We start from the raw sequence: 14,191 nt of genomic DNA, 5'->3' as shown, positions 1-14,191 counted from the left end.
CCCCTCCCCAGCCCGAGACTCCGCCCGCCACGACGGCCACGCCGAACGCGGCGACAGGCTCGCTCGCCCGGCCCTTCAAGCTGTCGCGCCGCTTCGACCGCACCGGGCGCCTGCTGGGGGACAACGCCATGGAGCGGCTCGCCAACGCGCGCGTGGTGGTGTTCGGCCTGGGCGGCGTGGGCAGCTACGCGGCCGAGGGCCTGGTGCGCAGCGGCATCGGCCACCTGACGCTGGTGGACCACGACGACGTCTGCGTCACCAACACCAACCGCCAGCTCCACGCGACGGTGAAGGGCGTGGGCAAGTCGAAGGCGGAGCTGATGGCGCAGCGCTGCCGCGAAATCAACCCGGAGGCCCGGGTGGAGGCGGTGCGCGAGTTCTACCGCGAAGAGGTCGCCGAGCAGATGCTGCCCGCCGGCCAGTACGACTTCGTGGTGGACGCCATCGACAACGTGAAGGCGAAGCTGCACCTGCTGCACCGGTGCGTGTCGCTGGGCATCCCCGTGGTCAGCTCCATGGGCGCCGCCGCGCGCCTGGACCCGACGGCCATCCGCGTGGAGGACCTGTCCGAGACGCACATGGACCCGTTCGCCAAGGACATCCGCAAGCTGCTCAAGCGCAAGTACGGCGTGGAGACCGAGCGGCACACGGGCATCACCGCCGTGTACTCCATCGAGGCGCGCCGCATGCCGGTGGCCCTCAACTACGACGACGCGACGGACGGCTTCCTGTGTGTCTGCCCGCAGGACAACGAGTTCCACACGTGTGACCACCGCACGCAGATCGACGGCAGCGTGTCCTTCGTCACCTCGTGCTTCGGGATGAACGCCGCCGGCGTCGTGGTGCGAAGGCTCGCCTCCACGCGCTGACGGCTCAGGCCACCTGCTGGGGCTGCGACGCTCGCGCCTGCTGCTCGGCGAGCGCCTCGGCCTCTCGGCCACAGGGCCTGCGGAACACGCAGCGCGTGCAGGGCGTCAGCGTCTCCGACCGGGGGAACGCGTCCGCGTCCAGCGGCGTGTTCGTGACGGGGTCCTTCAGCAGCGCGCGCATCTTCGCCACGCTCGTCTCGAAGTGCCGGTGGAAGGACTCCATGGCGCCCAGGTCCACCTGGACGTCCTGCTCCTTGCCCTCGTTGAGGTACACGAGCGACGCGCGCACCTTCTCCACCGGGAAGCGGTAGCGCTGGGACACGTACAGCGCGTAGCCGAGCACCTGCTCGTCGTAGCCGTCGCGAGACTTGCCCGTCTTCCAGTCCACGACGACGGGCGCGCCGTCCTGGTCCACGAAGGCGAAGTCGGGGATGGCGAAGACCTTGAGGCCGCCGAGCGTGAAGTGGGCGAAGTCGAAGCCCGCGTCCACCTCCAGCCACTGCTCGGGCTTGAGGCTCTTGGCGAGCAGCGGCCAGCGCGAGTTGAAGAACCACGCGAGCGCCACGCGCACCGTCTCCCAGTTCTGCTTCCAGGCCTCGTCGGGGAGCGCCTCGGAGTACTCGTGCTCCACGAGCCCGGTGAACTGCTTGCGGTACTTCTGCGTCCAGTACGCCTTGCCGCGCGAGTGGCGGTAGTCGTCCTGCATCAGCTTGCGCGCGCGGGCCTCCACGACGGCGGGGTCCACCACGCGGCCGGCGCGCCAGTCCAGCAGCACGTCCTTGATGCTCTCGTGCACGACGCTGCCCGCCCAACTGAAGCGGTTGGCCAGCTTCTTGAGCACGTACAGCTCCCGCACGTCCTTCGGCGCGTCCGGCTCCCAGCCGCCCCAGGAGCGGTAGTAGTAGAAGTAGTAGGAGCGCAGGCACTCGGAGAACTTCTCGTGGCGGCTCTTGGACCAGGAGAAGTCGTTGTGGAGGGGTGGGCGCCGCATCGAGGCGGCGCATCCTAGGCGTTCGCTCGCTCCGCCAGAAGGGGAACAGGCAGGGAAACGAGCCCTGGGGGTGGGTTGAATGACAGTCCGGGTGGGGAACCCTGGGAGTATGGTCCGCGCCACCATGAAGAGCCGACCCCTGATGGAGCGAGTCGTCCTGATCACAGGCGCTTCCAGCGGCATCGGCCGCGCGGCGGCCCGGGCCTACGCGGAGGCGGGCGCCCACGTGGTGCTCGCCGCCCGGCGGCTGGAGCGGCTGGAGGACGCGGCCCGTGAAGCGGAGTCACTGGGGGTCCGGGCACTGGCGGTGCGGTGCGACGTGACTCGCGGCGAGGACGTGGAGCGGCTCATGGCCCAGGTCCGCGCGGACTTCGGTGGGCTGGACGTGCTGGTGAACAACGCGGGCCAGGGGTTGTACGGGCCGCTGGAGGCCATCAGCGAGGAGCAGCTGCGGCAGGTGTTCGAGCTGAACGTGTTCGCGCTGTGGCGGGTGACGCGGGCGGCGCTGCCGCTGCTGCGCGGGCGGCGCGGGGCGCACGTGGTGAACGTCAGCTCGGTGCTGGGGCATCGGGGGCTGCCGCTGCTCGGCGGGTATTGCGCATCGAAGGCGGCGGTGAACGCGATGACGGAGTCCTTGCGCACGGAGCTGGCCTCGGAGGGCATCGGCGTGCGGTTGGTGTCACCGGGCCTCACCGAGAGCGAGTTCCGGGACCACCGGCTGAACGCCCAGGGCTGGGCGCAGGACGCGATTCCGCTGAAGGCCATGTCCTCCGAGGAGGTGGCGCGGGCCATGGTGAAGGCGAGCGTGCGCGGACGACGCGACACCATCCTCACCCTCCCCGGCCGCGTCATGGTACTGGCGAACCGGCTCGCGCCCGGCTTGTTCGACCGGGTCGCCCACCGCATGGCCAACCCGGTGAAGAAGGACGCATGAGCCCCCGCAGTCGCCCCGCGAAGCCCGCTGTCTCGTCGGACACGCCGCCTGTCTCTCGCGAACAGGACGCCAAGGCATCCTCAGGCAAGAAGCCGGAGACTGGCGACGTGCCCCGACCTCGTCGCGGACGTCCACCGGGTGGCAAGGCCGGGCCCCTGCCCTCGCGTGATGAGCCGACGCTCGCGGATGCGAAGGCACGCAAGGCGTCCACCGGCTCGCTGTTCGATTCCTCCGGGTCACGCGCGGACGTGGGGGTGGTTGCGGAGGGCGCCTCGCCGCGCGGTGATGTGGCAAACACCCCCTCGACGCCAGCGAAGGCGCGTCGAGGACACCCTCCTCGCACCGCGGGAATGGACACGGAGGGCGCCTCGCCGCGCGAGGACCTGGCAAGCCCCTCCTCGATACCACTCGAGGTGCGTCGAGGACGCCCGCCTCGCACCGTGGGAATGGACACGAAGGGCGCCTCGCCGCGAGAGGACGCTGCAAGCACATCTGCGCCTCTTCCGCGGGCCCGTCGAGGACGCCCACCTCGCACCCTGGGGATGGGCGCGGAGAGCGTCGCGCCGCGCGGTGACGTGGCAAGCACAGCCTCGACACCAGCGAAGGCGCGACGCGGCCGTCCTCCTCGCACCGCGGCCACGTCGACCCGCGGCCCCACGGTGACACCGGGCGCCGCGCACCTGGCCAGCATCCGCGCGCCGCTGCTCGCCTGGTACGACCGCAACAAGCGCGACCTGCCGTGGCGCCGCACCAAGGACCCGTACGCCATCTGGCTGAGCGAGGTCATGCTCCAGCAGACGCAGGTCTCCACCGTCATCCCCTACTGGGAGCGGTTCCTGAAGCGCTTCCCCACCGCGCTCGCGCTCGCCTCCGCTCCACTCGATGACGTGCTCGCCGGCTGGAAGGGCCTGGGCTACTACACGCGCGCTCGCAACCTGCACCGCGCAGCGCAGGACATCGTCTCACGCTTCGGTGGCACCCTGCCCTCCACCGCGGAGCAGTTGCTCTCGCTGCCCGGCTTCGGCCGCTACACCGCGGGCGCCGTGGCCTCCATCGCCTTCGGTGAAGAAGCCCCCCTCGTCGACGGCAACGTCGCCCGCGTGCTCTCCCGGCTCTTCGAGGTCGAGGGCCTGCCCGGAGACCGCGAGCGCGAGGCCACCCTGTGGGAGCTCGCGGGCCTGCTCGTGAAGGGCGAGCGCCCCGGCGACTTCAACCAGTCCCTCATGGAGCACGGCGCCACCACCTGCCGTCCGGAGAACCCGCTCTGCCTGCTGTGCCCCGTGCGCGAGGGCTGTGTCGCCTTCAAGAAGGGCCGCGTCGCCGAGCTGCCTCCCGCCAAGGTGCGCGCCGCGCCGAAGAAGCTGACCCTGGCCCTGGCCGTGTGGGCCCACGCGGACACGCTGCTGTTCGCGCGCCGCGCGGACTCGGGCCTCTTCGGAGGGCTGTGGGAGCTCCCCGCCGCCGAGGTCGACGAGGACGCCACCGTGGAAGAGACCACGCTGCGCCTCACCGCCGCGCTCGGCACGGGCGTGAAGCTGGAGTCCCTCCTGGGCACCGTGAAGCGGCAGCTCACCCACCGCGACCTCACGCTGCGCCTGTACCGCGTGTCCGGCCCCAAGCGCCCCACCCACTCCGCCGCCTTCCAGGAGCTGCGCTGGTGCACACCCGCCGAGGCCGCGACGCTCGGCATGAGCACCGCCATGCAGCGCGCCCTGGACACCGTGGTGGGCACGCAAGCGGAGGGCCGCTGACTGCTCCGGTCGCCGCCCAGCTCGCCCGCGGCTGTCCGGCCGTCGACACGCCCCGGGACGTCGTGTTGCTTCGACAACCCCCGCCAGGTCGGGTCGCTTTCGCGCGTCACGCACGCGAATCAAGCTTCGCGCGCCCTTTCACCGGAGGCGTCCCGATGGCTCGAAACAACGCTCCCAAGTCGACCCCGCACACGAAGCCCCAGCACGCGGAACACGCGCATGAGCCGCAGGGCGCTCACGCGCGCTCCGACATCTCCCACGAGCAGATTGCCCGGCGCGCCTACGAAATCTACATGGCCCGCGGCGGCAGGCCCGGCAACCACGAGCAGGACTGGCAACAAGCCGAGCGCGAGCTGAAGCTCGGCCGTCAGTAACGGCCCACCACCTGGGCCCGTGTCCACACCGGGCCCACGTCAGTGGGGCGGCGGCGAGTGCAGCACGGGGCGCTCGGCCTCGAGCGCGCCTCGCAACCTGCGCTGCGCCACCTTCAGCTCCGAGAGGATGCGCTCCGCGTCCTGCACCGAGCGCATCGCCAGGCCGCACGCCGGCGTCAGCAGCACCGTGGACACGGCCCGGGGGAACGAGAAGCCTCGCGGCAGCGCGGCCTTCAGCGAAGCCTCCACCGAGTCCGCCAGCTCCGTCACCTCGTACGTCGACGCGAGGTCCGTGGGGATGATGCCCAGGCTCAGCGTCGCGCCCGAGTGCAGGTAGCGCTCCAGCGCGCCCTTCTCCTCCAGCATCGCGTCGAGCGACAGCCTCACGTCCAGCGACAACAGGTCCGCCTGCGCGTCCAGCAGCGCGCTCCAGTCCGTGTTGCCACAGCAGTGCAGGCCCACCAGCGCGCCCTCCCGCTGGAGCGCGACAATCAGGAGCCGCAGCTCCTGCATTGCCAACAGGTGCCGGGGATTGACGCGCTGGAACGCATACAGGCCCGGCTCGTCGAGGAAGAACAGGGGCGTGGCGCCCGCGCGCCGCAGCGCCTTCACCATGGCCAGGGAGCGCGCCAGCACCAGCCGGTAGATGGCCTGGTCCAGCCCCGGCACCTCCAGCGCGGACAGCCCCGAGTCCGTCCTCGCCACCGAGCGCACCGTGAAGGGCCCGGCGAGCTGCGCCTTCGCGAAGGCCAGCTTGCGGTGCTCCACCTCCCACAGGAACGGCCGCCACGCACGGCACGCCTCGGGGGAAGGCTCGTACGCCTCCAGCGCCCCGGCCGCGAGCGCGGACTCCAGCTTCGCCTCGAACGGGGCGCGCCCCGCCTCCCAGGCCTGGAGGTCCACCGTGCACAGGCCCTCGTCGTCGAAGCGCAGCCCGGGCAGCCCCTCCAGCGCCGCGGGAATCATCAGCTCGGAGGGCTTGCCCACCGGCAGCTGCGGCAGGAAGGGGATGTCCATCGACAAGGCGACCTGGAGCCCCAGTTCCACCTGCGTGTGGGGCAGGCTCCCGATGCCCGTGGTGGCACAGGCGGGCAGCAACTGGACGGCTCGACGGATGTTCGGCGCGCTCATAGGCGCGGGAGTCTAACCGCTCCCCTTCCCCACGGCGCGCTCCGGTGACCCCGGGCGGGTCCCCAGGGCTCCCGGGGGCCCGTGCGTCCGAATCAGGACACCGAGAAGTACGAGGCCTGGGGGTGGTGGAAGACGATGGCGGAGACCGAGGCCTCGGGCTCCATCATGCAGCCGTCGGTGAGCTGCACCCCAATCTCCTCCGGCCGCAGCGCCTCGAAGAGCTTGGACTGGTCCTCCAGCCGGGGGCACGCGGGGTAGCCGAACGAGTAGCGCTTGCCCGCGTACTCCGCCCGGAAGCGCTCCAGCATCGTCATGTCCGGCTTGTCCGGGGTGCCCCACATGCTGCGCAGCTGCGTGTGCAAGAGCTCCGCGTAGCCCTCCGCCGTCTCCAGCGCGAGCGCCTGCACCGCGTGCATCTTCAGGAACTCGCCCCTGGCCTTGAGGCCCTCGGACAGCTCGCGGATGCCCGAGCCCGCCGTCACCACGAACATGGCCACGTTGTCGGTGGGCACGCCGCGCTCCAGCGGCCGCAGGTAGTCGGCCAGGCACAGGCCCCCGTCGCGGTCCTGCCGGGGGAAGTCGAAGCTCGCCGCCTCGAGGCCCGTCGTCCCGTCGAACAGCACCACGCGGTTGCCGTCGCTGCCCGCCTTGAAGAACTGGAACACCGCGCGCGCCTGCATGAGGCCGCCGCGCAGCATGCCCTTGAGCTCCTCCACCGCCTCCTTCAGCGCCAGCGCCTTGCGCCCCTCCTCCGTCTTCGCCAGCTCCGCCTCGGCCGGAGTCCCCAGCGCGCGCGACGACGTGCGCAGGCCCAGGTGGCGTCCGTACAGCATCACCGGGTTGATGAACTTCCAGATGTGGTCCAGCGGCGTGTTCGTCAGCACGTGCCGCTCGAAGTCCGGCGCGGGCGGCACCGTCTCCAACACCCGAATCTCCGCGCTGCGCCCGCGCGCCACCACCGCCTCCACGCGGGGACGCTCCTTGACCTCCTGGGCCAGCTTCACGCGGCGCTCGGCCAGCTCCCCGCGCAGCTTCTCGTGCGACGTCGGGTCGACGATCTGCTTGGCCAGGTCCAGGCCGCTCATCGCGTCCTGCGCGTAGGCCACGGTGCCGCCGCCGTACGCCGGGGCGATGTTGCGGTCCACGAAGTTGCGGCTGAGCGCGGCGCCGCCCACCAGGATGGGCACCTCCACGCCCGCGCGCTTCAGGTCCTCCGCCGTGGCCACCATCTGGTGCGCGCTCTTCACGAGCAGGCCCGACAGACCGAGGATGTCCGGCTGGTGCTCACGCACCGCCTGCACCAGCTGCTCGGGCGGCACCTTGATGCCCAGGTTGACGACGTGGAAGCCGTTGTTGGCGAGGATGATCTCCACCAGGTTCTTGCCGATGTCGTGGACGTCGCCCTTCACCGTGGCCAGCACCACCTTGCCGCGCATGGCCGCCTTGGCGGAGCTCATGTGCGGCTCCAGGAAGCCCACCGCGGCCTTCATCGACTCGGCGCTCTGGAGCACCTCGGCGACGATGAGCTCGTTGGCGCCGAAGAGCCGCCCCACCTCGTCCATGCCCTTCATCAGGGGGCCGTTGATGATGTCCAGCGGCGCGTGCTTCTTGAGCGCCTCCTCCAGGTCCGCGAAGAGGCCGTCGCGCGAGCCCTCGATGATGTAGCGCTGCAGCCGCTCCTCCAAGGGCAGCGTGCTCACCGCCACCTTGACGGCCTTGCGCTCACGGAAGTGCGCGGCGAACGGCGTCACCGGGTCCGTGCCGCGGTTGTAGAGCAGGTCCTCGGCCAGCGTGCGCTCCTCCTCGGGCAGCGACGCGTAGCGCTCCAGCTTCTCCGAGTTGACCAGCGCCATGTCCAGGCCCGCCTGGACGCAGTGGTACAGGAACACGGAGTTGAGCACCTCGCGGCCCGCGGTGGGCAGGCCGAAGGACACGTTGGAGATGCCCAGCACCGTGCGGCACTGCGGGAAGCGCTGCTTGATGAGGCGCACGCCCTCCACCGTCTCCACGCCGCTGCCCGTGTACTGCGCGTCGCCGGAGGCGCACGGGAAGACGAGCGGGTCGAAGTAGAGGTCCTCGGCGCGCATGCCGTACTTCTTCGTGAGCAGCTCGAACGAGCGCTCCGCCACGGCGAGCTTCCGCTCGCGCGTCACGGCCATGCCCACCTCGTCGATGCAGCCCACCACCAGCGCCGCGCCGAAGCGCCGCGCCAGGGGCACCACCTTCTCGAAGCGCTCCTCCCCGTCCTCCAGGTTGACGGAGTTGATGATGGCCTTGCCCTGGCTGTACGTCAGCGCCATCTCCAGGACGCGCTCGTCCGTGGAGTCGATCATCAAGGGCACGCGCACCTTCTTGACGACCACCTCCAGGAACTGGCGCATGTCCTCCAGCTCGTCGCGGTCCGGGTTGGCCAGGCAGATGTCGATGACCTGCGCGCCGCGCTTCACCTGGGCGCGCGCAATCTCCGACGCGTCCTCCACCTGCCCCGCGACGATGAGCTCCTTGAACTTCTTGCTGCCGATGACGTTGGTGCGCTCACCGACGATGACCGGGCGCACGTCATCCGTCACCTCCAGGTAGTCCACGCCCGACAGCGTCGAGCGGGGCTTGGGCACCTTCGTGCGCGGCTTGAGGCCCTTCACCGCCTGGGACACCGCGCGGATGTGCGCCTCCGTGGTGCCGCAACAGCCGCCCACCACGTTGAGCCAGCCCTGCTCACAGAAGCGCGTGAGCGAGCGGGCGATCATGTCCGGCGTCTCCAGGTAGTGGCCGTTCTCGTCCGGCAGGCCCGCGTTGGGCACGCACGACACCGGGAACGGGCTCAGGTCCGACAGGGAGCGCAGGTGGTCCGTCATGAAGTCCGGACCGGTGGCGCAGTTGAGCCCCAGGTAGAGCAGCTCCCAGTGCTCCAGCGACGCCGCCAGGCTCTCCACGCTCTGGCCCGCGAGCATGGTGCCCATGGGCTCAATCGTGCCCGACACCGCCACCGGCAGCGCGTAGCCCAGCTTCTGGAACGCCCGGTCGATGCCCAGGAGCGCCGCCTTGATGTTGCGCGTGTCCTGGCACGTCTCCACCAGCAGGTAGTCGGAGCCGCCCAGCGCGAGCCCCTCCGCCTGCACGGCGAAGTTGTCCACCAGCTCCTCGAAGGTGATGCCGCCCGTGACGCTGATGGCCTTGGTGGTGGGGCCCACCGAGCCGGCCACCCAGCGGATGCGGCCATCCTTCGCCTCGGCGGCCTCGGCGGCCTCGCGGGCGAGCCGGGCGGAGGCCTGGTTGATCTCGAGCGCCTTGTGGCCCAGGCCGAACTCGTTGAGCACCAGCGGCGTGCCGCCGAAGCTGTCCGTCTCCGTCACGTCCGCGCCCGCGGCGAAGTAGCGCGCGTGGATGTCGCGGATGAGCTCCGGCCGGGTGAGGACCAGGTTCTCGTTGCAGCCCTCGAACTCGGCGCCGCCGAAGTCCGCGGCCTTGAGGTCATGCTGTTGCAACAGCGTCCCCATGGCGCCATCCAGCACCAGCACGCGCTCACGCATGGCGGAGCGCAGGGCCTCCACGCGGCGGCCATGCTCTCCAGGAGGGGGAGGAAGGGCGGTGGGCGTCGGGCTCGTCATGATGGCTTCACTCCTGTCAGCAGAAAGACTCGAAAGGGGCTGGCACCGTCGCGGGCGTGCGACTCGCGGGTGAGCTGCGCGAACCCCTGCTCGCGCAAGCTGGCCTCGAGCTGTGACGGCTCGAAGCCCAGGTGGCGGTGGCCCAGCCGGTCCACCACCCAGCGTTCGTCATGCGGCATCAGCTCCAGCACCACCAGCCGGCCGCCCGGCTTGAGCAGGCGCGCGGCCTCGGCCAGCACCGCCGCCGGCTCCTCCACGTGGTGCAGGCTCTGTGAAATCACCACCAGGTCCAGCTGGCCCGATTTCAACGACAGCCGGTGCAGGTCTTCGCAGAGGAAGCTCACGTTGGTGAGGCCCTCGCCCGCCGCGCGCTCCCGCGCCTGCTCCAGCGCGACGGCGTTCTGGTCGATGGCCCACACGTGCCGGGCCCACCGGCCCAGCGCCACGCTCAACACGCCCGTCCCACAGCCGAAGTCCGCGACGTCCAGCGGCGGCAACAGCGACGCCAGCGCGCCCGCCCACAGGAACCACGACTGGCCCGGCTCCAGGAGCCGCTCGTTGAGGGCCTGCCGGTCCGCGCGGGCGCGCAGCAGGTCCTTGAGCCGCGCCGAGTCCCCCGCCGCGTCCTCCGCCTCGCGCGCCAGCCGGATGAGCGGCCAGCGGGAGTCCTCACCGCCCAGCGCCAGCGAGTAGTAGCTGAAGCCCGCCTGCCGCTCCTCGCGGATGAGCCCCAGCCCCTTGAGCTTGCCCAGGTGATGGGACACCGAGGACTGGGCCACCCCCACCAGCGACACCAGCTCCGTCACGTTCAGCGGAGCCTCCGACACCAGTCGGAGGATGCGCAGCCGCGTCGGGTCGCCGAGCGCCCGGAAGGATTGGGACAGAGCTTCCATATCGCCGCATCAACATACGTCGATGCCGGACTGGAGGCCAGCGGACTTTCGACGCACCGCGTGCTTCCCGGCGGACAGTGGTAGATGTGGGACATGGCAACTCCCAACCTGCAGCAGTTGCTCGAGGGCAAGCGGTTCGGCCTGGTCCTCTCGGCGGGCTACTTCGGCTTCTACGGGCACGCTGGCTTCCTCAAGGGGCTGGCGAGCACGGGGCTCAAGCCCTCGGCGTACGCGGGCACGTCCGCGGGCGGCATGGTGGCGGCGTACGCGGCGGCGGGGATGCCGGTGCACGCGATTGAAGAGCTGGTGCTGCGCCAGACGCGCGCGAACTTCTGGGACCCGGACCCGATTGGCGCCGTGCTGAACGCGGACGCCGCGGGCCATGGGCTCACGGGCCTGCTCAAGGGCGAGCGCTTCCGGCGGCTGCTGGAGGACACGCTGGGCGCGCCGACATTCGAGGACCTGCCGCATCCGCTGCTGCTGGTGGGCGCGAACCTCACGCTGGGCACGCATGACGTCTTCACCACGGGGGAGCTGGCGCCGCGCGTCCACGCCACCTGTGCCTATCCCGGCCTGTTCCGCGCGGTGCCGCTGGATGGGAACCTGTATTGGGACGGAGGCCTGGTGGACAAGGCGCCCGCGCTGTCGCTGCATGACAGCGCCGCCGGGAAGGACCTGGACGCCATCCTCGTGCACTTCCTGCCGAGCAAGACGCGCAAGGTGGTGGGTGGGCCCATGGCGTATGCGCAAGGACTGGCGGCGGGCTCCGCGGCGCTGCGGAGGGACCACTTCCGGCTCCAGCTGACCGTGCTGGAGGGACGCGGCATCCCCGTCTACGTCGTCGTGTCCAACCTGCCGCCCGTGACGCCCACGACGATGGAGCGCGGGTTCGATGCGCTGGACCAGGCGCGCCTGGCCGCCGCGGTGGCCCTGTCCCGTCCGCCCGTGCCCTTCGGGCAGGCGCAGTGGTGAGCTGAAGCTCCGCGCCCGACCTCTCGACACGCGCGGCCTCGCGCATCGAGGTGCCGCGCCTCCGACGGCGTGGGCACGTCACCTCTCGCCGGGCTCACCGTCCTCTTCGCGCTCGGACGACGGAAGGTCCCAGCGCTCCAGCAGTCGTCGCAACGTCGTGCGGTGCATCCCGAGTTCCCGAGCCGCCGCGCTCACGTTGCCCGAGTGCCTTCGCAGCGCGGCCTCGACCCGGGCGCGCTCCTCGCCCTCCAGCGTCTTCGCCTTCGCGGAGAGTTCGCGCGCCGCGGGGCCCGCCTCGCCGTCACCGAAGGCCGTCCCCGCGCCCGAGCCCAGGTGCTCCGAGGAGACGCGTCGCGAGCCCTCCGCCAAGGCCTTCTGGACGGCACCGCGGATTTCGACGAGCAGCTCGCGCACGTTGCCCGGCCAGGGCCTGAGCAGACCGCGTGTTCTTCTCGTACAGCGGCGCGGGGGTGGCCCCCTCCAACGTCGTGCGCATCCCCCTCACCGCCGCCGCGAACATCACCTGGTGGAAGGGCATCGAGGTCTTCCGCCCGGACGGCTCGCGCCACCCCAGCGTGCTCGAGACGCACAACTCCGGCCGCGGTCCCTACACGATGGACATCGTCGTCAACAACACCGACTCGCCGAACCTGTGGGCCCTCAAGTTCCTCAAGGGCAAGCTGTTCGGCATCCACACCGGCATGTACTGCCTGGAGGACCTGTCGGCCTGGCGCGGCCGCAACCTGTACTTCACCTGGACCCATGACGCGTCCTGAGCCCTGACGTCGGGCGTGCTTCGTCGGGCCCCCGCACACGAGGCCCGACGGAGCGCGGCGGCTCAGCGTCCGCCGTAGCGGCGGTGGTCCACCATGAGGCAGCGGTCCTGCACCACCTGGATGCCCGCCTCCGCGAGCTTGCGCGCCGCCGCGTCGTTGCGGATGCCGGACTGGAACCACACCGCCTTCGGCTTCTTGGCGATGATGTCGTCCACGTGCGCGTCGATGTCCTGGGGCCTGCGGAACACGTCCACCAGGTCCACCTCCCCCGGCACGTCCGCGAGCTTGCGGAACACGGGCTTGCCGAGGATGTGCGTCACGTCCGGGTAGTAGACGGGCACGGGCACCACCTCCACGCCCGCGCGCGCCAGGTAGTCCGGCACGTAGAAGGCCGGCTGCCCCGACTGCTGCTCCGTCTTGATGCCCAGCACCGCCACGCGCCTGGCACCCTTCACCACGCGCTCCACACCCGCTTCGTCCTCGACGAGGTTGTCTTCCCAGCTCATGGCGTCTCCTCCTGAAGGGCCTGCGCTCGCGACTGCATCGTCACCGTCCACGCCGCCGGGCCCACCCGGGCCTTCACCGTGAGCTCGCGGCTCACCGGCACGAAGCGCCCGTAGGCCACCACCTGCTCGCCCTCGCACGTCACGCCCGGCGTCAGCTCCGGGCGCCCCGCCGCCACCCACGCGTCCGTCAGCTCCCGCGGCGCGTCCTCCGGCACCGAGTCCAGGCACTTGAGGCTCAGCACCACCGCGTCGCCGTACTCCGTGTCCCGCGTCCCCTGCAGCGTGCGCTCCAGCACATACGCCACCTGCGTGTCGCCCAGGGGCAGCGTGTCCACCGCCCACGTGCGTTGACCCTCCGACAGATGACGCTGGAACAGGCCGCCGAACTTCGCCTCCCACTCGCGCCGCGTGCGCGCCTCCAGGGCCTCCGGCGCCAGGAAGCGCTCCAGCGCCTTCGCGTCCGCGCCCGCGGGCACCGACTGCCGCAAGGCCTCGCTCGCGGACTCCGGTGACACCAGCTTCACGAACGCGCCATCCGCCGCCAGCTGCAGCCGGAGCGCGAAGCGCAGCAGCACGTCATCCACCCAGCCCTCCACCGCCACGCCCGCGCGCGTGCGCCGCGCCCGCGTCACGGACTGGGTCAGCAGCCAGCCGCCCTCGGAGGTGGCGAAGCGGGACTCGGTGGTCAGCTCCGCCTCCTCACGCAGCACCTGTCCGTCCTGCTCCACCGCGCGGCTGGCCTGCTGGGATTCGGTGAGCACGCGCCCCACGGGCGGCTGGAAACCCAGGCGCACCCGAGGCGTCACCGAGGGGACGGGCACCCTCAAGGGCGGCGGCTTCCGACAACCGGACGAGAGCAACAGCAGAAGACAGCTCAGCAGGAGACCTGGACGCATGCGCCCGCGAACGCTGGCAGAAACGGCCAGCGCCCGCGAGCGCTTCTTCCCAGGGATGTCGCCCCTCAGGGGTGACGCGAGCCGCTGTCGGGCGCGTTCTCCACCAGGTCCCGACCGATGTTGCGCCGGTCCCTGTTCGCGCCGTCGTCGTCCTGCAGCCCGCCCCGGGCGAACCGCCGCGCGGCCTCCGCCAGGTCCCGCATCACGTCCTCGCGCGACGCGTACTCCGTGCGAGGCAGGCACTTGAGGACGTTGATGACATTGACGGGGGCCTCGCTGTCCTCGGCGGCCTCGACCAGGTCATCCCTCGTCGTGGGGTAGTCCACCGAGTCCAGGTGGGGGGTGATGGAGAGCCCGGGGTCTTCCGCGGTTCCGAATGCCATCTGCCGCTGCCTTTCTGCCCGGCCAGCCCGGTCCGGACGTGAGTCACTTGAGTCCCAGGAACCTGGGGACGAAACCCACGCCGGACCACCCGGCCGTCCCCCTCCCC

At 71.1% G+C, this 14,191-nt stretch carries 14 protein-coding genes; 6 read left to right on the top strand and 8 right to left on the bottom strand.

Going from position 1 to position 14,191, the window contains the following annotated elements; all coding sequences use genetic code 11:
* Positions 1–869, top strand: an 869-nt coding sequence (locus FL311_RS32510; protein WP_228557230.1) for a ThiF family adenylyltransferase, incomplete at its 5' end; no start/stop codon positions are given.
* Positions 870–873: 4 nt separating this feature from the next.
* Here the strand turns inward: FL311_RS32510 and FL311_RS32505 are convergent.
* Positions 874–1,860, bottom strand: a complete 987-nt coding sequence (locus FL311_RS32505; protein ID WP_141331352.1) for a PD-(D/E)XK nuclease family protein — start codon at positions 1,858–1,860, stop codon at positions 874–876.
* A 109-nt stretch (positions 1,861–1,969) separates the two neighbouring features.
* Here FL311_RS32505 and FL311_RS32500 point away from each other — a divergent pair, with 109 nt between their 5' ends.
* The 3 genes from FL311_RS32500 to FL311_RS32490 all read left to right on the top strand — a co-directional run bounded on the left by FL311_RS32500 (position 1,970) and on the right by FL311_RS32490 (position 4,919).
* Positions 1,970–2,794, top strand: coding sequence for an SDR family oxidoreductase (locus tag FL311_RS32500; RefSeq protein WP_141331350.1), 825 nt, complete (start codon positions 1,970–1,972; stop codon positions 2,792–2,794).
* Positions 2,795–3,453: 659 nt separating this feature from the next.
* The gene (gene mutY / locus FL311_RS32495) at positions 3,454–4,545 is read left to right on the top strand and encodes an A/G-specific adenine glycosylase (RefSeq protein WP_141331354.1); all 1,092 of its coding nucleotides are present in this window, start codon (positions 3,454–3,456) and stop codon (positions 4,543–4,545) included.
* A gap of 155 nt (positions 4,546–4,700) precedes the next feature.
* Complete coding sequence (locus FL311_RS32490) at positions 4,701–4,919, top strand: DUF2934 domain-containing protein (protein WP_141331348.1); 219 nt, start codon at positions 4,701–4,703, stop codon at positions 4,917–4,919.
* 39 nt (positions 4,920–4,958) lie between these two features.
* On the opposite strand, the gene FL311_RS32485 is transcribed toward FL311_RS32490, so the two are convergent.
* The 3 genes from FL311_RS32485 to FL311_RS32475 all read right to left on the bottom strand — a co-directional run bounded on the left by FL311_RS32485 (position 4,959) and on the right by FL311_RS32475 (position 10,551).
* Entirely contained in the window at positions 4,959–6,050 is a 1,092-nt protein-coding gene (locus FL311_RS32485; RefSeq protein ID WP_141331346.1) for a hypothetical protein, read from the bottom strand.
* Between the two features lie 92 nt (positions 6,051–6,142).
* Complete coding sequence (gene metH / locus FL311_RS32480) at positions 6,143–9,658, bottom strand: methionine synthase (RefSeq protein WP_141331344.1); 3,516 nt, start codon at positions 9,656–9,658, stop codon at positions 6,143–6,145.
* Positions 9,655–10,551 carry a metalloregulator ArsR/SmtB family transcription factor gene (locus FL311_RS32475; RefSeq protein ID WP_141331342.1) on the bottom strand — a complete coding sequence of 299 codons (897 nt, stop codon included), beginning with the start codon at positions 10,549–10,551 and terminating at the stop codon, positions 9,655–9,657. Before FL311_RS32475 ends, metH begins: the two co-directional genes overlap by 4 nt.
* A 93-nt stretch (positions 10,552–10,644) precedes the next feature.
* Here FL311_RS32475 and FL311_RS32470 point away from each other — a divergent pair, with 93 nt between their 5' ends.
* On the top strand, positions 10,645–11,523 hold the full coding sequence (locus tag FL311_RS32470; RefSeq protein ID WP_141331340.1) for a patatin-like phospholipase family protein: 879 nt from the start codon (positions 10,645–10,647) through the stop codon (positions 11,521–11,523).
* A gap of 78 nt (positions 11,524–11,601) precedes the next feature.
* On the opposite strand, the gene FL311_RS32465 is transcribed toward FL311_RS32470, so the two are convergent.
* Entirely contained in the window at positions 11,602–11,937 is a 336-nt protein-coding gene (locus FL311_RS32465; RefSeq protein ID WP_228557228.1) for a helix-turn-helix domain-containing protein, read from the bottom strand.
* 29 nt (positions 11,938–11,966) lie between these two features.
* On the opposite strand from FL311_RS32465, the gene FL311_RS32460 reads away from it, so the two are divergent.
* Positions 11,967–12,299, top strand: a complete 333-nt coding sequence (locus FL311_RS32460) for a hypothetical protein (RefSeq protein WP_141331336.1) — start codon at positions 11,967–11,969, stop codon at positions 12,297–12,299.
* A 62-nt stretch (positions 12,300–12,361) separates the two neighbouring features.
* On the opposite strand, the gene FL311_RS32455 is transcribed toward FL311_RS32460, so the two are convergent.
* From FL311_RS32455 to FL311_RS32445, 3 genes are all read right to left on the bottom strand, one after another.
* Positions 12,362–12,805, bottom strand: coding sequence for a CoA-binding protein (locus FL311_RS32455; RefSeq protein ID WP_141331334.1), 444 nt, complete (start codon positions 12,803–12,805; stop codon positions 12,362–12,364).
* Positions 12,802–13,701: a hypothetical protein gene (locus FL311_RS32450; RefSeq protein WP_141331332.1), complete on the bottom strand. Its 900-nt coding sequence runs from the start codon at positions 13,699–13,701 to the stop codon at positions 12,802–12,804. Before FL311_RS32450 ends, FL311_RS32455 begins: the two co-directional genes overlap by 4 nt.
* 65 nt (positions 13,702–13,766) lie before the next feature.
* Entirely contained in the window at positions 13,767–14,084 is a 318-nt protein-coding gene (locus FL311_RS32445) for a DUF2795 domain-containing protein (protein ID WP_141331330.1), read from the bottom strand.
* Positions 14,085–14,191 lie beyond the last annotated feature (107 nt).

The sequence above is a fragment of the Myxococcus sp. AB025B genome (genome assembly GCF_006518215.1).
Lineage (GTDB): Bacteria > Myxococcota > Myxococcia > Myxococcales > Myxococcaceae > Myxococcus > Myxococcus fulvus.
The sequence above is the reverse complement of the archived record's forward strand: the minus strand, read 5'-3'. Positions and strand labels throughout refer to the sequence as shown.

Coding starts and splice junctions, on each gene's coding strand:
- FL311_RS32505 (WP_141331352.1), bottom strand. CDS start 1,860: ATGCGGCGCCCACCCCTCCACAACGACTTCTCCTGGTCCAAGAGCCGC.
- FL311_RS32500 (WP_141331350.1), top strand. CDS start 1,970: ATGGTCCGCGCCACCATGAAGAGCCGACCCCTGATGGAGCGAGTCGTC.
- FL311_RS32490 (WP_141331348.1), top strand. CDS start 4,701: ATGGCTCGAAACAACGCTCCCAAGTCGACCCCGCACACGAAGCCCCAG.
- FL311_RS32485 (WP_141331346.1), bottom strand. CDS start 6,050: ATGAGCGCGCCGAACATCCGTCGAGCCGTCCAGTTGCTGCCCGCCTGT.
- metH (WP_141331344.1), bottom strand. CDS start 9,658: ATGACGAGCCCGACGCCCACCGCCCTTCCTCCCCCTCCTGGAGAGCAT.
- FL311_RS32475 (WP_141331342.1), bottom strand. CDS start 10,551: ATGGAAGCTCTGTCCCAATCCTTCCGGGCGCTCGGCGACCCGACGCGG.
- FL311_RS32470 (WP_141331340.1), top strand. CDS start 10,645: ATGGCAACTCCCAACCTGCAGCAGTTGCTCGAGGGCAAGCGGTTCGGC.
- FL311_RS32455 (WP_141331334.1), bottom strand. CDS start 12,805: ATGAGCTGGGAAGACAACCTCGTCGAGGACGAAGCGGGTGTGGAGCGC.
- FL311_RS32450 (WP_141331332.1), bottom strand. CDS start 13,701: ATGCGTCCAGGTCTCCTGCTGAGCTGTCTTCTGCTGTTGCTCTCGTCC.
- FL311_RS32445 (WP_141331330.1), bottom strand. CDS start 14,084: ATGGCATTCGGAACCGCGGAAGACCCCGGGCTCTCCATCACCCCCCAC.